The sequence below is a fragment of the Rhizobium sp. G21 genome, assembly GCF_014158035.1.
Classification (GTDB): Bacteria; Pseudomonadota; Alphaproteobacteria; order Rhizobiales; family Rhizobiaceae; genus Rhizobium_E.
In genome coordinates this window covers 2,402,491-2,422,500 of sequence record NZ_JACFXW010000001.1, presented here as the reverse complement: position 1 = coordinate 2,422,500, position 20,010 = coordinate 2,402,491, and the positions used below count along the sequence as shown (strand labels likewise).

The following is a 20,010-nucleotide window of genomic DNA, read 5'->3' as shown; positions in this document are numbered from 1 at the left end:
AACGATAAAGGGAGTGAGAGACTCCCTCGCCGAAAGACCAAGGGTTCCTGCTTAAAGTTAATCTGAGCAGGGTTAGCCGGCCCCTAAGACGAGGCGGAAACGCGTAGTCGATGGGAACCACGTTAATAATCGTGGGCCTGGCGGTAGTGACGGATCGCGTAACTTGTACAGTCTTACTGGATTGATTGTGCAGGGAAGCGGTTCCAGGAAATAGCTCCGCCATTATAGACCGTACCCGAAACCGACACAGGTGGTCAGGTAGAGCATACCAAGGCGCTTGAGAGAACTGCGTTGAAGGAACTCGGCAAATTGCACGCGTAACTTCGGAAGAAGCGTGACCCCTTTATACGCAAGTATTGAGGGGTGGCACAGACCAGGGGGTAGCGACTGTTTATCAAAAACACAGGGCTCTGCGAAGTCGCAAGACGACGTATAGGGTCTGACGCCTGCCCGGTGCTGGAAGGTTAAGAGGAGAGGTGCAAGCTTTGAATCGAAGCCCCAGTAAACGGCGGCCGTAACTATAACGGTCCTAAGGTAGCGAAATTCCTTGTCGGGTAAGTTCCGACCTGCACGAATGGCGTAACGACTTCCCCGCTGTCTCCAACGCAGACTCAGTGAAATTGAATTCCCCGTGAAGATGCGGGGTTCCTGCGGTCAGACGGAAAGACCCCGTGCACCTTTACTATAGCTTTACACTGGCATTCGCCAAGGCATGTGTAGGATAGGTGGTAGGCTTTGAAGCAGGGACGCCAGTCTTTGTGGAGCCATCCTTGAAATACCACCCTTATCTTCGTGGATGTCTAACCGCGATCCGTCATCCGGGTCCGGGACAGTGTATGGTGGGTAGTTTGACTGGGGCGGTCGCCTCCGAAAGAGTAACGGAGGCGCGCGATGGTGGGCTCAGACCGGTCGGAAATCGGTCGTCGAGTGCAATGGCATAAGCCCGCCTGACTGCGAGACTGACAAGTCGAGCAGAGACGAAAGTCGGTCATAGTGATCCGGTGGTCCCGCGTGGAAGGGCCATCGCTCAACGGATAAAAGGTACGCCGGGGATAACAGGCTGATGACCCCCAAGAGTCCATATCGACGGGGTTGTTTGGCACCTCGATGTCGACTCATCGCATCCTGGGGCTGGAGCAGGTCCCAAGGGTATGGCTGTTCGCCATTTAAAGCGGTACGTGAGTTGGGTTCAGAACGTCGTGAGACAGTTCGGTCCCTATCTGCCGTGGGTGTAGGAATATTGACAGGATCTGTCCCTAGTACGAGAGGACCGGGATGGACGTATCTCTGGTGGATCTGTTGTCGCGCCAGCGGCATAGCAGAGTAGCTATATACGGAAGGGATAACCGCTGAAGGCATCTAAGCGGGAAACCCACCTGAAAACGAGTGTTCCCTGAGAGCCGTGGAAGACGACCACGTCGATAGGACGGGTGTGGAAGCAAGGCAACTTGTGAAGCTTACCGTTACTAATAGCTCGATAGACTTGATCGTTCCCATTGCCTATGATCATCTTCATGAGCTCAGCTCATGAACATCTTTTGTCCTCACGCTGACGCAGTCTGACGACTGCTACGCTGCGGACGGCGCGCCTGAAAAGTCAGGCGGCAGGCCCAAAGCCTGCAAAACGCCCAAACATTCGATCGAACCAGCAAATACGGACATGCTACTCGCTGATCCCTATTCGCTATTCGCAAAGAACCAGCTTCTCTGTTTGCCTTTCGCCGACCTGGTGGTCATGGCGGGGCGGCCGCACCCGTTCCCATTCCGAACACGGCCGTGAAACGCCCCTGCGCCAATGGTACTTTGTCTCAAGACACGGGAGAGTAGGTCGCCGCCAGGTCTGCAAAATGCAAACATCTCATAACTCTTCACAACACGCAGGCGCTTCCGGTATTTTTGCATAGCCAAAAACCTGTCGCGGTTCAGCCTTCCGGATTAAGCGATATTTTGCCTACGGCGAAAGTCGGTCGGTATTTTGCCTCCCGGCAAAAACCTGGTAACGCGGGGTGGAGCAGCCCGGTAGCTCGTCAGGCTCATAACCTGAAGGCCGCAGGTTCAAATCCTGCCCCCGCAACCAAAATCACAGAGCCACCAACCAAGCCCCAAGGCAATCGCCGAGGGGCTTTCTGCGTTCGAAGTCTCGCGTCTCTGCTGCGTCGTTATTAAGACAAAATTAACGTTTATGAATCGCCTCTTGAAATACCCGAGGGATAGCGGGAACCGCTCCCTTCCACGGCGCGTTCCCCGGGGGTACCGAGGCAATATGATGCATGACAAATCCAACAGTGATTCGAAGCCCGCCGCCCCCACTGCGCGCCAGATCCGCAGCAGTGGGTTGAGCGAGTGGGATCACGCGGCGATGACCAGGGCCGTGTGGGCGCTCGCCGATTGTCCGGTCCTGAAGCTGTTTGTCGACACCACGCCGGTTGAACATCGCCTGATTCATTGAGTGGATAGCCAGCTGTCTATCCCGGCTGCGGCGCGGGCGCCCGATGCGAAACAGGCGCTCAGCAAATAGCCGCCGGTCGGCGCTTCCCAATCGATCATTTCTCCCGCGACGAACAGGCCGGGCGCCCTCTTCACCATGAAATTCTCGTCGAGTTCGGACCAGGCGACCCCGCCGGCCGTCGAAATCGCCTCTGCGAGCGGACGGGGCCGAAGAACCGGCAGCGGGAGACGCTTGATGAGGCGGCTGATCGCCTCCGGCGTTTCACGCGCGATGTCCGCGGCGACTTCGCGCAACAGCGCCGCCTTCACGCCGTCCAGAGCCGCGCCCTTTCGCAACCGGTTGCTGAAGCTCGCCTTCGGCGGCTGGCGCGCGAGGTCGTTCTGAAGGCGGTCGAGCGTGCGGTCCGGTTGGAGATCTATCGTCAGGGGGCCGGGGCTCCCGTTCTCCAGCGCGTCGCGGACGGCGGCGGAGTGTCCGTAGACGAGGCTGCCCTCGACGCCATGGGTTGAAACAACGAATTCGCCGCGGCTTGTTCCGCCCTCCGAAGAGAGTTCGACCGATTTGAGCGGGGCTCCGGCATATCGCGCGCGAAAGGAGGCGCTCCAGTCCACATCGAATCCGCAATTGGCCGGACGGATGGGACGGATTTCGACGCCGCGCATCGCCAGCCAGGGCACCCAGGCGGCGTCGGATCCGAGCCGCGGCCAGCTTGCGCCGCCGAGCGCCAGCAGGGTGGCGGCCGGCAAGAGGGATATTTCTCCCTTCGGCGACGCGATGCGCAGCCGATCTCCGTCGAAGCCTGCCCAGCGATGCCGGGTTCTTATATCGACGCCGAGACCGGCAAGCCGCCCAAGCCAGGCGCGAAGAAGCGGGGAGGCTTTCATGGCCTTGGGGAAGACCCGGCCCGATGTTCCCACGAAGGTCTCCGCCCCCAGAGCATCGGCCCAGCGGCGCAAGGCTTCGGGCGGAAAGGCGTCGAGCGCGGCGCGCAGGCGTTTCGCCGCGGCGCCGTAGCGGTCGACGAAACGTTCATAGGCCTCGGCATGGGTGAGATTGAGGCCCGATTTACCGGCGAGCAGGAATTTCCGGGCAACCGTTGGCATCGCCTCGTATACCGTGACGGCATGACCCAGTTCCGCCAGCTTTTCCGCCGCCATCAACCCTGCCGGCCCGCCGCCGATGATCGCAATCGTCTTGTCCATGGCCTGTCATGGCCAAGCGAGGATCGTGTGGCAAGAGCTTATTTCGACAAGCGCCGGCGATTGGCCTGGACGACGCGCAGGTAGCGCGAGACCGAGCGGGCCTGGGTCTTCTCGATGGACTGACCCTGGGCGAGCGCAAAGGCGTTCTCGATGGTCAGGAGCGATGCGAGCTTCATCTTCTCGGCGATCATCAACTGCGCCTCGGCGGCGGCCTTCTGGCCGCCGGCGCCCAGCGTCATCAGCCTGAGGCCGATCACCAGGTTCGATTCGTAAGCCAGTTGCATCATGTTGAGGCCGAGCGCGACGGGAGGAATGAACATGGTGGTCCTTTCGGCGCGGATCGCGCGTGTCGTCAACGTCTCAACATCGGTCGGGTTCCGTATCAGGCCACCGTTTCGCCGCCGTCGGCGACCAGGATCTGGCCGGTCACATAGGACGAGCGATGCGAAACGAGAAACAGGATCGGTTCGGCGATTTCCTCGACCGACGCCCAGCGGCCCATCGGCACGCGGCGGGCGATATAGGCCTCGATCGCGTCGCGGCCTCCGACCTGGCGGATGAAGGGCTCGTTGAACGGCGTGTCGACCCAGCCCGGGCAGAGCGCGTTCACCCGCACGCCATGTCTGGCGTAATCGCCGGCCATCTGCTTGGTCATGGCGATCACCGCATGCTTTGTGGTGCAATAGGCGATCATTTCGCGATCATAGAGGATGCCCGAGCTCGAGGCGGTGTTGAGGATCACGCCCCGTCCTGCAGCCTTCATGAACGGCATGACGGCGCGCGCGGCGATGAAATGCGCTCGCACATTGAGATCCCAGGAGCGGTCGAATCCGTCGAGGCTCACTTGTTCGAGATCGCCCTCGACCTGCGCGCCGGCGTGATTGTGGAGGATATCGATGCGGCCGCGCCGGGCGTGGAGATCGGTGATCGCGGCGGCGAGGCCCGCATCGTCGGTGACGTCGACAGTGACCGCTTCGGCCTCGCCGCCCGCATCCTTGATCAGTCTCACTGTGTCCTCGGCGCCTGTCCTGTCGCGGTCGAAGACGGCGACATAGGCGCCTTCGCGGGCCATGATCTCCGCGCCCGCGCGGCCGATGCCGGAGCCCGCGCCGGTGACGATGGCCGTCTGGTCTCTGAGGATCATGTCAGTCTCCTTCGGCGGCCCGGGGCTTCTTGTCGCGCATCAGCGCGCGGGCCAGGCCGATCAGCATGAGCGAAGCGACCAGCACGGACGTTGCGATCGCATTGATTTCAGGGGTGACGCCGCGGCGGATCGAGGCGAAGACATAGATCGGCAGCGTCGTTTTCGACCCCGCGACGAAAAAGGCGATGATGAAATCGTCGAAGGAAAAGGTGAAGGCCAGCAAGAAGCCCGCAACGATCGACGGCATGATCTGCGGCAGCACGATCAGCCGGAATGTCGTGAGCGGCGTGGCGTTGAGATCGCTCGAGGCTTCGACGATGTCGCGGCCGAGCGAGGCGACGCGGGCCTTGACGATCATCGTCACCAGCGCCAGCGAAAACAGGCCATGCGCGGCGATGATCGAGCCGTAGCCGAGGCCGAGTTTTGGCGGCGTCTCGCCGGGCCAGAGGCCGGCGAGAACGGGATTGACGGCGCCGAACACCGCCACCAGCGCCACGAGCGTAGCGATGCCGATCACCACGCCCGGCACGACGATGGCGGCCGCGAACAGCGCGTCGAACACCAGCCGGCTGCGTTTGCCCAAACGCTCCATGCCGAGCGCCGCCATCGTGCCGAACACGGCGGCGAGGCCGGCGGAGACGAAGGCGATCAGCAGCGAATTCTGCAGCGCCTCGATCAGAAAGCGGTTGGAAAAGGCCTTACCGTACCAGGCCAGCGAAAAGCCGGTGAATTCCGAGGCGCTGCGGCCGGCATTGAAGGAAAACAGCACCACCAGCGCGATCGGCGCATAGAGAAAGAGATAGACGGCTGTGACAAGCGCCCGCATCAGATCAGGTCCACCTGTTTGGTTCCGGCGATGCGGAAAGCGAGCCGCATCGACACGGTCAGCACGATCACCACCACCGCCACCAGCGTCAGCGCGATTGCCGAGCCGAACGGCCAGTTGCGCGATTGCAGGAAGAGATCGACCAGCGCATTGCCGATGAAGAACACCTTGCCGCCGCCGAGCAACTGCGGGATCAGATATTCGCCGAGAAGAAGAATGGTGACGAGCGCGACCCCGGTCATGACCCCGGGGAGGGAAAGCGGCAGCGTCACCTGAAAGAAGGTCGCGATCGGCCTGGCGCCGAGATCGGACGAAGCCTCGAGCAGACGCCGGTCGAGCTTTTCGAGGCTGACATAAATCGGCATGATCATCAGCGGCAGATAGCCGTAGACGATGCCGACGATCACGGCGAAGGGCGTGTTGATCAAACGGAGATCTTCGATGCCGATCATGCCGAGAAGATTGGGAATGCCGCGCGAGCCGAGAATATACATCCAGGCATAGGTGCGCACGAGCAGGCTGGTCCAGAAGGGCGCAACGATCAGCGACACCAACAGCAGCCGGTAGCGCCGGTCGGCCTTGACCGCGAGGAAATAGGCGACGGGATAGCCGACGATCAGGCAGACTAAGGCGCCGGCGGGCGCCAGCATCATCGTGTTGAAGAAGGCCGTGGCTCGGCTCGGCAGATTGGCGAATTGAGCCAAGGTGAAGGCGGCCTGATAACCGCCTTCGGGCGCCCGTTCGCCGAAGGCGAAGACGATGATGGCGATAAAAGGCAGGACGAGAAACACCAGCATCCAGATCGCCGCCGGGGCCATCAGCCCCGCCGTCGTCAATGCCTGTTTTCTCTCCGCCGTCATCGCCATCGCCGATATCCCTGATCAGGCCGACTTGAAGCGCGCCATCACTTCGGCGCGGCCCGGATCGGTGAGCGTCACGGCGGCGCCAAATTCGAGCGGCGTCAGCGAGGCTTCGTCGGGATAGACGATCAGGTTGGAGGTGACGTCCTTGGGCAGGAGCGCCATGACGCGGGAATCGGTGGTCGGCGCGCCGTTGAAGATGTGCTCCTTCACCGCCACGTCGGGCGTCATCAGGTAGTCGAGCAGCGCATAGGCGGCCGGCTTGTTCGGCGCATCCTTGGGGATGGCGTAGAAGTCGCACCAGATCTCGCCGCCATCCTTGCCGAGCACGAATTTGATCTCGGGCACATCGCGGTTGAGCTGAGCCCCGTCATTGGTCCAGCACATGGTCATCCAGGCGTCTGTGGCGCGCATCGAGGGCTGGTAGTCGGAATTGATCGCGAAGAGATGCGGCTTGACCTTGATCAGCAACTCTTCCGCCTTGGCGAGCTCATCGGCGGCGATCGAGTTGAAGCCGTAGCCGAGCGCCACAAGCGCGCTGCCGATCGTGGTCAGCTGATAGTCATGCACCATCACCCGGCCGTCCGCCTCGCTTTGGGCGAGATCGAAGAAGTCTTTCCACGAGGTGACAGGGCTCTTGATCTTGGCGGAGTTGAAGGCGATGCCGGTCGTGCCCCAGTTCTTCGGCACGGCATAGGTCTTGCCGTCGATCGCGCCCTCATGGGTGAAACGCTGGTTTTCGGTCGAGGGCGAGAAGTTCGGCAGCTTGGCGAGGTCGAGCTGGTCGATGAGGCCGAGCTTCTGATAGGTCGAGATGGTGTAGTTGGTCGGCACGAACAGATCCCAGCCCGAGGCGCCGGCCTGCAGCTTGGCGAGCATTTCTTCGTTAGAACCGAAGACATTGACCTCGACGGCGACGCCGGTCTTGGCGGTGAAGGCGTCGAACGTGGCGGGGTCGTGGTAATTCGGCCAGGTCGCGATCGACATTTGCGTGCCGAGATCGCCGGCGGCGTAGGCGGGCGACCCGAAAAGACCGGTCTCGCGACCCAGCACGGCTGCGGCCAGGCCGAGGCCGGTCACCTGGAGGAAATGGCGGCGGCTTACCGAGCCGCGCTTGTAACGCATCAGTTCGTCGGCGAAACGGTCCTGCGTCAAAGGCTTGTCATTGGTCGTCATCACACTGTTCCCTTTGTTGTCGGTTATGCTGCGTCATGCGAAAAGACATGCGGGGCGGCGGGCGAGATCGTCAGCTCCACCCGCGCGCCCGGCTCGAAGAGGCTGGCCGCGCCGCTCTGCAGAGCGCGATCGGCATAAACCAGGAAATCGCCGAGGCCGGCGACGGCCACCGAATACTCCACCGACGAGCCGAGAAAGATCCGGTGCGTCACCTCGCCGACCAGCCCTGTCGACGCCGAAGTCGCCGGCTGAAGCGCGATGGCTTCGGGTCGTATCGCGACGACGGCCTTGCCGGAGCCGAGGCCGGGGCGGGTGAGCGGCAGAACGAGGCCGTTGCCGAAGCGGGCGGCGGCTGCGCCGCCCCGGGTTTCGATGACGGCGTCGAGCCGGTTGGTCTTGCCGACGAAATCGGCCACGAACAGGCTGGCGGGATTGTCGTAGATATCCTGCGGGCTCGACAGTTGCACGATGCGGCCGGCATTCATCACGCAGACCTGGTCGCTCATCGACAGCGCCTCTTCCTGGTCATGGGTCACCAGCAGGAAGGTGATGCCGAGCTCGCGATGCAGGTTCTGGAGCTCCAGCTGCATGGCTATGCGCAGCTTCTTGTCGAGGGCGGCGAGCGGTTCGTCGAGCAGCAGCACGCGCGGACGGTTGACGATGGCGCGGGCGAGCGCGACGCGCTGCTGCTGGCCGCCCGACAATTCGTGAATGCGGCGTTTGGCGTAAGCGCCGAGATGGACCATGTCGAGCGCCTCGGCGGCGCGGCGGCGGATCTCCCGGTCGTCGAGGCGCGGGCGGATCTGCCTGAGGCCATAGGCGACATTGGTCTCGACGTCGAAATGCGGAAACAGCGCGTAATGCTGGAACACCATGTTGACGGGGCGGCGATAGGCCGGCACGCCGCGCATCGACTGGCCGGCGATCAGCAGATCGCCGTCGCTCGGCTGTTCGAAGCCGCCGATCATGCGCAGGCAGGTGGTCTTGCCGCAGCCGGACGGGCCGAGCAGCGCGATGAAGGCGCCGCGCTTCAGCTGGAGATTTATGCCGGAAACCGCCGTCACCTCGCCGTAACGCTTGGCGACGCCGCGGAATTCCACATCGAATTCGGCTGGTTGGTCCACTTTTCTGTTCCCCTGGGGTCGCGGCGATTGCCTCGCCATCTATTCCCCTGATGCTGAAAGACTATGCGGATACCGCTTTTGGGGTATATACCCCGAAAGAGGTATTTTTCTAAGAATTTATCAATCGGGGGAGTATGGTTACGGGGAAAGGTCACGCATGAGCGTCAATTTCGGGTCGCTGTTTCTGGCGGCGTCGGCGCTATGGGAGGCCGGGAGGCCGAGGACGGGGACGTCGGCCGCGGGCTCGCCGAGATGCTCGGAGCCCTCGCGCCTTACGATCACTGCGTGGTTTTCGCCTATCGCGGCGATGCCCGGCCCATCGATCTCTATTCGAGCTTCACCAAGCAGGATTACCACGTCTTCGTGACGTTGTATCAACAAGGACCCTATCTGCTTGATCCATTCTACCGCGCCGCGACGCTGCCGCGGCCGGGCGTCTGGCGGATGCGCGAGCTCGCGCCGGATCGTTTCTTCGCCAGCGAATATTACCGCACCTATTATGTCGAGACGCGCCTCGCCGAAGAAATCGGCTTCTTCATTCCGGTGGAAGGAGGGGTCACAGTGGTGCTGTCGTTGATGCGGGCTCAGGCGACCGGACCGTTTCGCGCCGCCGACATCGATCTCCTCCGGAAGGCGGAGCCGCTGGTCGCCGCGATGATCCGCAGCGCCTTTCGCGATCTTGCCCGACGTTTCGCACAGTCGAAGGCGTCGCCGCAGCCGGCCGAGACGTCCGGGATGCGACAGCCGCTGACCGAGCGCGAAAAGGCGATCATCGAACTGGTGCTGCAGGGACATTCGTCGGAATCGATCGGCCTCACGCTCGGCATCGCGACCGGAACCGTCAAGGTTCACCGGCGCAACATCTACCGCAAGCTCGGCATCGCGTCGCAGACGCAGCTGATGTCGCACTATCTCGAAAATCTGAAAACCAAAGGGTGAAATCTGAAACGGCCTTTCGTCGATTTCTCCGTCTCGGAGAAAATCTCTGTTAAGGCCTCGGGTCTAGTCTGGCGAAAAAATAATACTTTGCAGGCAGCCGTGATGACCGCCACCAAGGCGCATTTCCTGAACAAGGAAGAGTCTTTCATGTATGATCGGGAACACCGGTTCCCGATGGAAGAAACGATGAACGCCGCCCGGCTCGAATATACCGAGAAGGGCGTCATGCACATGGCGGCGCGGCGCTGCGATCTGATCATGATCGGGCCGAGCGCGGCGCCGTGCTGGCGTTGAACACGCGTTTCAGCCTTCCCGACCAATTCTATCTGGATGTTCCCGACGCCAAGATCGCCCGGGTCGGCTGCCTGACGATGCGCATTTACGCCAACGACACCGTGCAGGTGCGTTTCCTGTCGATGATGCCGCCAAAGGATATCGACCGCATCTTCGTCTACAGCACGCATCCCAAACATCGCAACAAACTGCTCGATCTCCGGGCCTGAGGATTATTCATGGCGGCTCATCCGGTTATTCTCGTCGCGCCGGTCTTTTCGACGCTCGCCAATCTGGGCTTCCAGCTGCGCCGGACCGTCTTCGTGCTCGAGCAGAAAGTGCCGGCGGAGGAAGAAGTCGACGCCGACGATCTCACCGCCATCCATATGGTGGCGCTGCTGGAGGGCGAAGTCGCCGGCGTGCTTCGGATCGTGCGTCGTCCGGAGCATCTGAAAATTGGTCGCGTGGCCGTGGACACGGCATTCCGCGGCCGCGGCATAGCCGGAGCGATGATGAAGCGGGTGCTGGGAGATTATGCCGACGAAGCCGGCGGACGGTTCTTCCTGACCGCCCAGACCGACAAGGTCGGGCTCTACGAACGCTTCGGCTTCAAGGTGTTCGGGCAGGAATTCATCGATGCGGGCATTCCGCATCTCGCCATGAAAACCTATTGAGGAAAGCCGCCCGACGGGCGGGCGGCTTCCGAACCATTAATTTTCGATGTCGACGTGCTGGGTTTCCTCGCCCATCAGAAGCGCGATCAGCGTCAGCCCCGCCATGACGGTGAGGTAGACGCCCACCCAGAACGGGCTGCCCTGGCCGTAGCTCCAGAGCGCCACTGCAATGAAGGGGCGACGGCCGCGCCGAGGATCGAGGAGACGTTGTAGGCGATGCCCGAACCGGTATAGCGCACATTGGCCGGGAAGAGCTCCGGCAGCAGCGCGCCCATCGGGCCGAAGGTCATGCCCATCAGGCTGAAGCCGATCACCAGCCAGGCGAGAACGCCGACATTGCCGAGCGCCAACAGCGGAACCCAGCTCAGGCCGAACACGGCGATGCCCAGCGTCACCGCGATCAGCATCTTGCGGCGTCCGAACCTTTCCGCCCAGGGACCGGACAGGAAGGTGAAGATGCCAAAGAACACCACGCCGAAGATCAGCATCATCACGAAGCTGCGATAGTCGTAGCCGAGGCCGGGCACCGCGGCGTCGACGGGCTTGCTGCCGAAGCTCAGCGAGAAGGCCGTCATCAGGTAGAACAGCACATAGGTCGCCAGCATATAGAAGGTGCCGAGCACGATCTGCTTTCCATGCGTCTGGAAGGCGGCGGCGAGCGGCAGCTTGCGCACCTGGCCGGTCTTGACCGTCTTGGCGAAGGCGCTGCTTTCGACGAGGTTGAGGCGAACCCAGAGACCGACGATCACCATCACCGCCGAGGCGAGGAAGGGAATGCGCCAGCCCCAGCTCAAGAAGGCCTCGGACGGCATGGACGGATCGGCCGACGGCAGAAGCGCGGCAATGAGCAGGAACAAGCCGTTTGCGAGAATGAAGCCGATCGGCGCGCCGAGCTGCGGGAAGGTGCCGAAGACGGCGCGCTTGCCCTTGGGCGCATTTTCCGTGGCGACCAGGGCTGCGCCCGACCACTCGCCGCCGAGCGCGAAGCCCTGCGCCATGCGCAGCACCACGAGCAACAATGTCGCGAGCCAGCCGACCGACGGATAGGTCGGCAGCGCGCCGATCAGGAAGGTCGCGACCCCCATGGTCAGGAGCGCCCCGACCAGCGTCGCCTTGCGGCCGCGCCTGTCGCCGAGATGGCCGAAGAAGATCGCGCCGAGCGGTCGGGCCACCATGGCCGCGCCGAACACGGCGAAGGAGGCGAGAAGCGCCGTTGTCGGATCGCCCTTCGGAAAGAAAAGATGCGGAAACACCAGCACGGCGGCGGTGGCGTAGACATAGAAATCATAGAATTCGATCGTGGTGCCGATCAGGCTCGCCAGGATCACGCGCGCGGCTGTTGGCCGGGGCGCCCGCCGCGGCGGAGTCGAGAGAGGACATGTTTTACTACTCCGGTTCTTCTTGTTTTGCGGTTGGCCTACACGAATGAGACTGCGATAAAAAGTCGGAAATGGCTGAAAGCGTTCGGTTTGACGGGGTATTGTCAACGGTTTCGTCACAAAAGCTCGACTTGGTTCCGTTTCGCTGCCATAGAGTGTCGGGGAGGCAGGGGGCTGCCGCCAAGTAAACATTTACTAAAAATCGTTTGCCTTGGCAGGTTTCAGCGCCTAGCATCGGGGGAATATCGGACTTACGCTCATGGTGACTATCAAGGAAATCGCAAAGGCCGTCGGCGTGTCCTCGGCGACCGTGTCGAGGGTGCTCAATTACGATCCAGCCCTGTCGATCTCGGCCGCCAAGCGTCAGGCGATCATCGAAACGGCCGAGGCGCTAAACTACGCCACGCCGCGCAATCGCAACCGTCCGACGGCGCTTCCCGGCGCATTCGTCAATCACGCCGTCCCCTCGGCGGCGCTGTCGCGCCTGGCCATCGTGCATTTCCTCGAGCCGTCGGACGAGTTGGGCGATCCATATTACATCGGCGTCCGCCTCGGCATCGAAAACAAATGTCGGGAGTTCAAGACGGAGATCGTCAAGGTCTTCCATTCCGACGCCCTGCCCGATCCGGCGCTCCTGCAAAGCGTGGCGGGCGTCATCGTCATCGGCAAGCATTCCAAGAACGAGATCGACTGGCTGTCGAGCCATTGCAGGCATCTGGTCTTCGCCGATTTCGATCCGCGCAGCAGCCGCATCGACAGCGTGTTCAGCGATGTCGGACTGGCGACCGAAACGGTCCTGAACGAGCTCGTGTCGATGGGTTACAAGCGGATCGCCTTCATCGGCAGCTACGAGCATCTGGACGGCCAGACCCAGCCTTTCGGCGAGCGCCGGTGTCGCGCCTATATCGACTGGCAGAAGGAGCGCGGCGGCTTCGATCCCGAACTTCTGGCGCTCGGCCAGAACTGCAATTTCGGCCAGAATCTGCGGCTCGAAACCGGCTACATGCTGGCGCAGACCATTCTGAGCCTGTCCGATAAGCCCGACGTCATCCTCGCGGCCAACGACAATATGGCGATCGGCGCCTATCGCGCCATCCAGGAGGCGGGCCTGCGCATCCCCGACGACATCGCCGTCGTCTCCTTCAACGACATACCCGTGGCGCAATTCCTGAACCCGCCGCTGTCGACCATGAAGATTCATGGCGAGCATATCGGCGAGACCGCCGTGGACCTCCTGATCGAGCGGCTCAACGGTCGCGACTACGCCAAGACCGTGACCATCGCCACCGAAATGATTTGGCGCGACAGCTGTCGGAAGCCGGATCATTCCGCACCTGCGTAAAATCCTTTCGCAACCGCAATAAATATTTACTAAAAATTTTCTTGCGTTCCCTGTTTTTTTGACGATACTTCGCGACAGGCAGGAGGGGCCTGCCGGCGTAACGCCATTTCCAGGGAGGATTTAATGGCTATTTCACCGATTATGAAACGTATTGCGACCGCTGCATTGGCGAGCGTCAGCGTGCTGACCGCGACCGCCGCCTTCGCCGGCGAAATCACCGTCTGGTGCTGGGATCCGAATTTCAACGTGGCGATCATGAAGGAGGCCGGCGCGCGCTACACCGCCAAGCATCCGGAAACCACCTTCAACATCGTCGACTTCGCCAAGGCCGACGTCGAGCAGAAGCTGCAGACCTCGCTGTCGTCGGGCGCGACCGACACGCTGCCCGACATCGTGCTGATCGAAGATTACGGCGCGCAGAAGTATCTGCAGTCCTTCCCGGGCTCCTTCGCCGCTCTGTCCGACAAGATCGACTATTCCGGCTTCGCGCCTTACAAGGTGCAGCTGATGACCGTGGACGACAAGGTCTACGGCATGCCCTTCGATTCCGGCGTGACCGGCATGTACTACCGCAAGGATTACCTCGAACAGGCCGGTTTCAAGCCCGAGGACATGCAGAACATCACCTGGGACCGCTTCATCGAAATCGGCAAGGAAGTCGAGGCCAAGACCGGCCACAAGATGATGGGCTTCGATCCGAACGACGCAGGCCTGACCCGCATCATGATGCAGTCCGCCGGCGAATGGTATTTCGACAATGACGGCAATCTAAACATCGAAAACAACGCCGCGCTGAAGGCCGCCTTGGAAACCCAGGGCAAGATCATGCAGGCCGGCATCTTCAAGCCGACCGCCGGCTGGAACGAGTGGCTCGCCTCCTTCACCTCCGGCGATGTCGCCGCCGTCGTGACCGGCGTCTGGATAACCGGCACCGTCAAGGCCCAGGCCGACCAGTCCGGCAAGTGGGGCGTCGCGGCGACGCCGAAGCTGTCGGTCGAAGGCGCAACCTCCGCCTCCAACCTCGGCGGCTCCAGCTGGTACGTGTTGGAAGCGTCCAAGGAAAAGGACGAGGCCATCGACTTCCTCAACGAAGTCTACGCCAAGGACACCGAGTTCTACCAGAAGATCCTCACCGAGCGCGGCGCGGTCGGCTCGCTGATGGCGGCGCGTGAAGGCGCGGCCTATGGAGCTGAAGATCCGTTCTTCGGCGGCGAAAAGGTCTGGCAGAAGTTCTCCGATTGGCTCGCCCAGATCCCGGCCGTCAATTACGGCATCTTCACCAACGAAGTCGATACGGCCGTCACCGCCAATCTCGGCTCGATGGGCAAGGGCGCCAAGGTCGAGGATGTGCTGAAGGCCATCCAGAGCCAGGCCGAAGGCCAGATCCAGTAATCATCGAAAGCGGACGGCGGCAGCGCCGTCCGTTCCTCCCCGGGGCGGCGGCGGCGACGCCGCGGCCTTGGCGGGCATCTCGACATCTGTCGACACTTCACACCAGACAGTGATGGACGATCATGGCCACTGCAAAACCCGGCGGATTGAAGCGATATTTCGACGTGAACGGCTGGCTGTTCGTGGCCCCCGCCCTTCTGTTGATCGGGACCTTCATGATCTTCCCGATCTTCCGGTCGCTCTGGCTCTCGCTCTATGCGGGCAAGGGCATGATGATGAAGTTCGCCGGCTTCGGCAACATCATGCGGCTCGCCAACGATCCCGTCTTCCTGAAGGCGCTCACCAATACGGTGACCTATTTCGTGATCCAGGTGCCGATCATGATCACGCTGGCGCTGATCCTGGCCGCCGCGCTCAATGATCCCAAGCTGAAATTCTCCGGCTTCTTCCGCACCGCCATCTTCCTGCCCTGCGTCTCCTCGCTGATCGCTTATTCCATCCTGTTCAAGAGCATGTTCGCGCTCGACGGTGTGGTGAATTCGGCGCTGATCGCCATCGGCGTCGTCGATACGCCGATTTCCTGGTTCACCGAACCTTTCTGGGCAAAGACACTGGTCATTCTCGCCATCACCTGGCGCTGGACCGGCTACAACATGATCTTCTATCTCGCGGCGCTGCAGAACATCGACAAGTCGATCTACGAGGCCGCCCGTATCGACGGCGTGCCGGCCTGGGCCCGCTTCGTCTATCTGACCGTGCCGATGCTGAAGCCGGTGATCCTGTTCACCACCGTCACCTCCACGATCGGGACGCTGCAACTGTTCGACGAAGTCTACAGCCTGAGCGCGGAAGGCAAGGGCGGACCGGCGGATTCGACGCTGACGCTGTCGCTCTACATCTACAACCTCACCTTCCGCTACATGCCGAGCTACGGCTATGCGGCGACCGTGTCCTATGTCATCGTGATCATGGTGGCGGTCCTGTCCTTCCTGCAATTCTACGCCGCGAGGGAACGCAAATGAACGCGCAACGCCTTGTCCGCCTGCTGCCGTCGATCCTGCAATATCTGTTTTTGAGCATCGCGGCGTTCCTGTCGGTGTTCCCGTTCATCTGGATGGGGATCAGCGCCACCAACACCAATGCGCATATCCTCGAAGGCAAGATGAGTTTCGGCAGCGCCTTCTTCGACAATGTCAACGCCTTCATGGCCGCCGTCGACCTGCCGCTGGTGCTGTGGAATTCCGCCAAGATCGCCATCATCGGCACGGCGGTGACCATGCTGATCTCGTCGCTGGCGGGCTACGGCTTCGAAATGTTCAAGTCGAAATGGCGCGAGCGCATCTATGCGCTGATGCTGCTGACGCTGATGGTGCCCTTCGCCGCGATCATGATCCCGTTGTTCATGATGATGGCCAAGGCCAAGCTGATCGACACCCATATCGCCATCATCCTGCCCACCATCGCCTCGGCCTTCATCATCTTCTACTTCCGCCAGGCGACCAAGGCCTTTCCGACCGAGTTGCGCGACGCCGCCAAGGTCGACGGCCTCAAGGAATGGCAGATCTTCCTCTATATCTACATGCCGGTGATGCGCTCCACTTACGCCGCCGCCTTCGTCATCGTCTTCATGGCCAACTGGAACAACTACCTCTGGCCGCTGATCGTGCTGCAGTCGAACGACACCAAGACCATCACGCTGGTCGTGTCCTCGCTCGCCTCCAGCTACACCCCGCAATTCGGAACGGTGATGATCGGCACGATCATCGCCACGATCCCGACCATCTTCGTGTTTTTCGCCATGCAGCGCCAGTTCGTCCAGGGCATGCTTGGCTCGGTGAAATAGGATAAAACCATGCGTAGATACGAGACTTTCAACGGCGGCTGGACCTTCACCGCCGGCTTCGAGCCGGGTTGGGTGAACACCGCGCAGGCGGGCGAGACGGTTCGTCTGCCGCACACCGCCGTCGAGCTGCCCTACAACTATTTCGACGAAACCAGCTATCAGAAGGCCTTCACCTATCAGAAGGTCATCGCCTGGGAGCCTGCATTCGAAGGCCGCGAAGTCTCGCTGGTGTTCGACGCCGCCATGGCCGATTCCGTCGTCTATCTGAACGGCCAGGAAATCATTGCGCACAAGGACGGCTACACGCCGTTCGAAGCGCGGCTGACGCCCTATCTCAAGCAGGGCGACAACCTGTTGACGGTCAAGATCGACGGGTCCGAAAACCCGGAGATTCCTCCTTTCGGCGGCATGATCGATTATCTCTGCTATGCCGGCATCTATCGCGACGTCTGGCTGAAGGTGACGAGCCCGGTCGCGATCAAGAACGTCAAGATCGAGACCCCGGACGCGCTGGCCGAGACCAAGACGGTGACCGCGAAAATCCAGCTCGCCAACCATCAGGGTCTCGATGCGGCAGGTTCCGCCACCGTGACGATTTCCGACAAGGCCGGCGCGACGATCGCGACCGCCAAGGCTGCGCTTGCAGGCGCTGAAACCCTGGTCGAACTCTCGGGCGTCACAGGCGCCGAAATCTGGGACCTCGACACGCCCGTCCTCTACACGCTGACGGTGGACATCGAGACCGCCTCGGGCAAGGACGCCTATTCCAGCCGCTTCGGCTTCCGCACCGCCGAATATCGCGTCGACGGCTTCTTCCTCAACGGCCGCAACGTCAAGCTCCGCGGTCTGAACCGCCACCAGGCCTGGCCGCATCTCGGCTACGCCATGGGCCGCCGCGGTCAGGAAAAAGACGCCGACATCATGAAATTCGAGCTGCGCTGCAATGTCGTGCGCACCTCGCATTATCCGCAATCCAAGTGGTTCCTCGACCGCTGCGACGAGATCGGCCTGCTGGTGTTCGAGGAAATCCCGGGCTGGCAGCATATCGGCGGCAAGGCCTGGCAGCAGGAATCGATCGAAAACGTCCGCCGCATGATCGAACGCGACTGGAACCACCCGTCGATCATCATCTGGGGCGTGCGCATCAACGAATCCCAGGACAATCACGACTTCTATCTCGAGACCAACCGCCTCGCCCATGAACTCGACACGACCCGACAGACCGGCGGCGTGCGCTTCATCACCAATTCCGAACTGCTCGAAGACGTCTATACGCTGAACGACTTCATCCTCGGCCAGGAAGAAATGCCGGGCAACAATCGCGGCCGCGTCGTGCTGCGCGATCAGTCGGAAACCACGGGCATCACCCATAAAGTGCCCTATATGATCACCGAATATAACGGTCACATGTATCCGACCAAGCGTTTCGACCAGGAGCAGCGTCAGGCCGAGCATGTCACCCGCCATCTTCTGGTGCTCGACGCCGCCGCCGGCGACCCGTCCATTTCCGGCTGCACCGGCTGGTGCATGTATGACTACAACACCCACAAGGACTTCGGCGCCGGCGACCGCATCTGCTATCACGGCGTGATGGACATGTATCGCGAACCGAAATTCGCGGCCTATGCCTATGCCTCGCAGGGCGGCCCCGAAACCGGCGCGGTGCTGATGCCGGTCACCTATTGGGCGCGCGGCGAGCGCAATATCGGCGGCGTGCTGCCGCTGATCATCCTGACCAATTGCGATTATGTGGAAATCCAGTTCGGCGAATTCGCGCCCAAGCGCATCTTTCCCGATCGCGACACCTATCCGCATCTGCCGCATCCGCCCGTCGTGGTCGACCTGCGCTCGGTGACCCCTGAGGAATTCGGCACCTGGGGCCGCATCTGGCGCGAAGGCGTGATCACCGGTTATGTCGACGGCAAGGCGGTTAAGACCGTGACGTTGCCGGCCGATCCGATGCCGGCCAGGTTCGAAATCGCCCCCGACGACACCGACCTTCGCGCCGGCGAAAAGGACACCGTCCGCGTGATCCTGCGCGCGCTCGATCAGAACGGCAATATCCTGCCCTTCTTCGACGATCCGGTCGAACTGTCGGTCGAAGGCGCCGGCCGTCTCGTCGGCCCGACGCTCGCGAGCTTCAAGGGCGGCGCCACCGGCCTCTACATCGAAGCCGGAGACGATGCCGGAACCATCACCCTGACCGCCCGCTGCCGTCCGTTCGGCGAGCAGACGGTCACCTTCACCGTAAGCTGAGGCTGAAACCATGGCAGATGTGTCGCTCACCCAGATCCGCAAGACCTTCGGATCGCTTGATGTGATCAAGGGCGTGGATCTGGACATCAGGTCCGGGGAATTCGTGGTCTTCGTCGTCGGCCCGTCGGGCTGCGGCAAGTCCACGCTTCTGCGCATGATCGCTGGCCTCGAGGACATCACCTCGGGCAGCTTGAAGATCGGCGGCGTCGAAATGAACGACGTCGATCCTTCCAAGCGCGGCATCGCCATGGTGTTTCAGACCTATGCGCTCTATCCGCATATGACGGTGCGCGAGAACATGGGTTTCGCGCTCCGTTTCGCCGGCATGGCCAAGGACGAGATCGATCGTCGGGTCGCTGCAGCCGCCAAGATCCTCGAACTCGACGCCCTGATGGACCGCAAGCCCAAGGCGCTCTCGGGCGGCCAGCGCCAACGCGTGGCGATCGGCCGCGCCATCGTGCGCAATCCGGACGTCTTCCTGTTCGACGAGCCGCTGTCCAACCTGGACGCGGAACTGCGCGTGCATATGCGCGTCGAGATCGCACGCCTGCACAAGGAGCTCAACGCCACCATCATCTATGTCACGCATGACCAGGTCGAGGCGATGACGCTGGCCGACAAGATCGTCGTGCTGCGCGCGGGCAAGGTGGAGCAGGTGGGAGCGCCGCTCGCGCTCTATGACGATCCCGACAATGTCTTCGTCGCCGGTTTCATCGGCTCGCCGAAGATGAATTTCCTGGCGGCCCATGTGATCTCGGCTGACGGCGGCCGGATCACGGTGGGGCTCGACGACCAGCCGGAGACGCAGGTGACCCTGCCGATCGCCGCCGCGCTCAAGCAGGGCGACAAGGTCACGCTCGGCCTGCGTCCCGAACATTTCCTGAAGGCGGGCGACGGCGATGCGCAACTGACCGTCACCGTCGACGTCACCGAACATCTCGGACACACAAGTTATATTTACGCCCATCTCAAGCCGGGCGAGCAGATCATCATTGAGCATGAAGAGAGCCGTGACAGCCGGGCGGCGGACACGATGACGGTCGGCGTATCGGCAAGGCAAGCGTTTCTATTCGACAGCGCGGGCCAACGGCTGCGTTAATCTTGCCCGGTCTCCCCGACTGGGCTGGACCT

At 61.8% G+C, this 20,010-nt stretch carries 16 protein-coding genes, 1 tRNA gene, 2 rRNA genes and 2 pseudogenes (1 of these 21 only partly in view); 13 read left to right on the top strand and 8 right to left on the bottom strand.

Annotated features, from left to right (window positions below; genetic code table 11):
* The 4 genes from H2O14_RS12370 to H2O14_RS12355 form a co-directional block, all read left to right on the top strand.
* Window positions 1-1,491: ribosomal RNA gene (locus H2O14_RS12370) — 23S ribosomal RNA — on the top strand (it extends 1,306 nt beyond the left edge of the window).
* A 234-nt stretch (window positions 1,492-1,725) separates the two neighbouring features.
* A 5S ribosomal RNA gene (rrf, locus tag H2O14_RS12365) occupies window positions 1,726-1,840 on the top strand.
* A gap of 160 nt (window positions 1,841-2,000) precedes the next feature.
* Window positions 2,001-2,077 (top strand) — tRNA-Met (locus tag H2O14_RS12360).
* A gap of 189 nt (window positions 2,078-2,266) precedes the next feature.
* Window positions 2,267-2,449 carry a hypothetical protein gene (locus H2O14_RS12355; protein ID WP_182827887.1) on the top strand — a complete coding sequence of 61 codons (183 nt, stop codon included), beginning with the start codon at window positions 2,267-2,269 and terminating at the stop codon, window positions 2,447-2,449.
* Here H2O14_RS12355 and H2O14_RS12350 read toward each other — a convergent pair.
* The 7 genes from H2O14_RS12350 to H2O14_RS12320 form a co-directional block, all read right to left on the bottom strand.
* Window positions 2,443-3,651 (bottom strand): TIGR03862 family flavoprotein, encoded by a 1,209-nt coding sequence (locus H2O14_RS12350; RefSeq protein ID WP_182827886.1) that lies wholly within the window; start codon window positions 3,649-3,651, stop codon window positions 2,443-2,445. The genes H2O14_RS12355 and H2O14_RS12350 overlap by 7 nt on opposite strands.
* A gap of 38 nt (window positions 3,652-3,689) precedes the next feature.
* Window positions 3,690-3,971: a hypothetical protein gene (locus tag H2O14_RS12345; RefSeq protein ID WP_182827885.1), complete on the bottom strand. Its 282-nt coding sequence runs from the start codon at window positions 3,969-3,971 to the stop codon at window positions 3,690-3,692.
* A 62-nt stretch (window positions 3,972-4,033) separates the two neighbouring features.
* Window positions 4,034-4,795 carry an SDR family NAD(P)-dependent oxidoreductase gene (locus H2O14_RS12340; protein WP_182827884.1) on the bottom strand — a complete coding sequence of 254 codons (762 nt, stop codon included), beginning with the start codon at window positions 4,793-4,795 and terminating at the stop codon, window positions 4,034-4,036.
* A 1-nt stretch (window position 4,796) separates the two neighbouring features.
* Entirely contained in the window at window positions 4,797-5,621 is an 825-nt protein-coding gene (locus H2O14_RS12335; RefSeq protein WP_182827883.1) for an ABC transporter permease, read from the bottom strand.
* Window positions 5,621-6,487 carry an ABC transporter permease gene (locus H2O14_RS12330; RefSeq protein ID WP_182827882.1) on the bottom strand — a complete coding sequence of 289 codons (867 nt, stop codon included), beginning with the start codon at window positions 6,485-6,487 and terminating at the stop codon, window positions 5,621-5,623. Before H2O14_RS12330 ends, H2O14_RS12335 begins: the two co-directional genes overlap by 1 nt.
* A gap of 15 nt (window positions 6,488-6,502) precedes the next feature.
* Window positions 6,503-7,657: a PotD/PotF family extracellular solute-binding protein gene (locus H2O14_RS12325; protein WP_182827881.1), complete on the bottom strand. Its 1,155-nt coding sequence runs from the start codon at window positions 7,655-7,657 to the stop codon at window positions 6,503-6,505.
* A 23-nt stretch (window positions 7,658-7,680) separates the two neighbouring features.
* Complete coding sequence (locus H2O14_RS12320; protein WP_182827880.1) at window positions 7,681-8,820, bottom strand: ABC transporter ATP-binding protein; 1,140 nt, start codon at window positions 8,818-8,820, stop codon at window positions 7,681-7,683.
* 118 nt (window positions 8,821-8,938) lie between these two features.
* Here H2O14_RS12320 and H2O14_RS12315 point away from each other — a divergent pair.
* The 3 genes and pseudogenes from H2O14_RS12315 (at window position 8,939) to H2O14_RS12305 (ending at window position 10,667) form a co-directional block, all read left to right on the top strand.
* A pseudogene (locus H2O14_RS12315) lies at window positions 8,939-9,720 on the top strand (helix-turn-helix transcriptional regulator).
* A gap of 147 nt (window positions 9,721-9,867) precedes the next feature.
* Window positions 9,868-10,223 (top strand): annotated as a pseudogene (locus tag H2O14_RS12310) (hypothetical protein).
* A gap of 9 nt (window positions 10,224-10,232) precedes the next feature.
* A complete protein-coding gene (locus tag H2O14_RS12305) occupies window positions 10,233-10,667 on the top strand; it encodes a GNAT family N-acetyltransferase (RefSeq protein ID WP_182827878.1) in 435 nt (144 codons plus the stop codon).
* A 92-nt stretch (window positions 10,668-10,759) separates the two neighbouring features.
* Here the strand turns inward: H2O14_RS12305 and H2O14_RS12300 are convergent, their stop codons facing one another.
* Window positions 10,760-11,995, bottom strand: coding sequence for an MFS transporter (locus H2O14_RS12300; protein ID WP_312858597.1), 1,236 nt, complete (start codon window positions 11,993-11,995; stop codon window positions 10,760-10,762).
* A gap of 310 nt (window positions 11,996-12,305) precedes the next feature.
* Between H2O14_RS12300 and H2O14_RS12295 the strand changes: the two genes are divergently transcribed.
* The 6 genes from H2O14_RS12295 to H2O14_RS12270 all read left to right on the top strand — a co-directional run bounded on the left by H2O14_RS12295 (window position 12,306) and on the right by H2O14_RS12270 (window position 19,978).
* Window positions 12,306-13,388 (top strand): LacI family DNA-binding transcriptional regulator, encoded by a 1,083-nt coding sequence (locus H2O14_RS12295; RefSeq protein WP_182827877.1) that lies wholly within the window; start codon window positions 12,306-12,308, stop codon window positions 13,386-13,388.
* Between the two features lie 123 nt (window positions 13,389-13,511).
* Window positions 13,512-14,780 (top strand): ABC transporter substrate-binding protein, encoded by a 1,269-nt coding sequence (locus H2O14_RS12290; protein ID WP_210275443.1) that lies wholly within the window; start codon window positions 13,512-13,514, stop codon window positions 14,778-14,780.
* Window positions 14,781-14,902: 122 nt separating this feature from the next.
* On the top strand, window positions 14,903-15,802 hold the full coding sequence (locus H2O14_RS12285; RefSeq protein ID WP_182827876.1) for a carbohydrate ABC transporter permease: 900 nt from the start codon (window positions 14,903-14,905) through the stop codon (window positions 15,800-15,802).
* A complete protein-coding gene (locus H2O14_RS12280) occupies window positions 15,799-16,623 on the top strand; it encodes a carbohydrate ABC transporter permease (protein ID WP_182827875.1) in 825 nt (274 codons plus the stop codon). Before H2O14_RS12285 ends, H2O14_RS12280 begins: the two co-directional genes overlap by 4 nt.
* Window positions 16,624-16,632: 9 nt before the next feature.
* Window positions 16,633-18,879, top strand: a complete 2,247-nt coding sequence (locus H2O14_RS12275) for a glycoside hydrolase family 2 protein (RefSeq protein WP_182827874.1) — start codon at window positions 16,633-16,635, stop codon at window positions 18,877-18,879.
* A 10-nt stretch (window positions 18,880-18,889) separates the two neighbouring features.
* On the top strand, window positions 18,890-19,978 hold the full coding sequence (locus H2O14_RS12270) for an ABC transporter ATP-binding protein (protein ID WP_182827873.1): 1,089 nt from the start codon (window positions 18,890-18,892) through the stop codon (window positions 19,976-19,978).
* Window positions 19,979-20,010 lie beyond the last annotated feature (32 nt).

Bases quoted from the DNA above. Each gene is read 5' to 3' on its own strand.
- H2O14_RS12355 (WP_182827887.1), top strand. From the start codon at position 2,267: ATGCATGACAAATCCAACAGTGATTCGAAGCCCGCCGCCCCCACTGCG.
- H2O14_RS12350 (WP_182827886.1), bottom strand. From the start codon at position 3,651: ATGGACAAGACGATTGCGATCATCGGCGGCGGGCCGGCAGGGTTGATG.
- H2O14_RS12345 (WP_182827885.1), bottom strand. From the start codon at position 3,971: ATGTTCATTCCTCCCGTCGCGCTCGGCCTCAACATGATGCAACTGGCT.
- H2O14_RS12340 (WP_182827884.1), bottom strand. From the start codon at position 4,795: ATGATCCTCAGAGACCAGACGGCCATCGTCACCGGCGCGGGCTCCGGC.
- H2O14_RS12335 (WP_182827883.1), bottom strand. From the start codon at position 5,621: ATGCGGGCGCTTGTCACAGCCGTCTATCTCTTTCTCTATGCGCCGATC.
- H2O14_RS12330 (WP_182827882.1), bottom strand. From the start codon at position 6,487: ATGGCGATGACGGCGGAGAGAAAACAGGCATTGACGACGGCGGGGCTG.
- H2O14_RS12325 (WP_182827881.1), bottom strand. From the start codon at position 7,657: ATGACGACCAATGACAAGCCTTTGACGCAGGACCGTTTCGCCGACGAA.
- H2O14_RS12320 (WP_182827880.1), bottom strand. From the start codon at position 8,820: ATGGCGAGGCAATCGCCGCGACCCCAGGGGAACAGAAAAGTGGACCAA.
- H2O14_RS12305 (WP_182827878.1), top strand. From the start codon at position 10,233: ATGGCGGCTCATCCGGTTATTCTCGTCGCGCCGGTCTTTTCGACGCTC.
- H2O14_RS12295 (WP_182827877.1), top strand. From the start codon at position 12,306: ATGGTGACTATCAAGGAAATCGCAAAGGCCGTCGGCGTGTCCTCGGCG.
- H2O14_RS12290 (WP_210275443.1), top strand. From the start codon at position 13,512: ATGGCTATTTCACCGATTATGAAACGTATTGCGACCGCTGCATTGGCG.
- H2O14_RS12285 (WP_182827876.1), top strand. From the start codon at position 14,903: ATGGCCACTGCAAAACCCGGCGGATTGAAGCGATATTTCGACGTGAAC.
- H2O14_RS12280 (WP_182827875.1), top strand. From the start codon at position 15,799: ATGAACGCGCAACGCCTTGTCCGCCTGCTGCCGTCGATCCTGCAATAT.
- H2O14_RS12275 (WP_182827874.1), top strand. From the start codon at position 16,633: ATGCGTAGATACGAGACTTTCAACGGCGGCTGGACCTTCACCGCCGGC.
- H2O14_RS12270 (WP_182827873.1), top strand. From the start codon at position 18,890: ATGGCAGATGTGTCGCTCACCCAGATCCGCAAGACCTTCGGATCGCTT.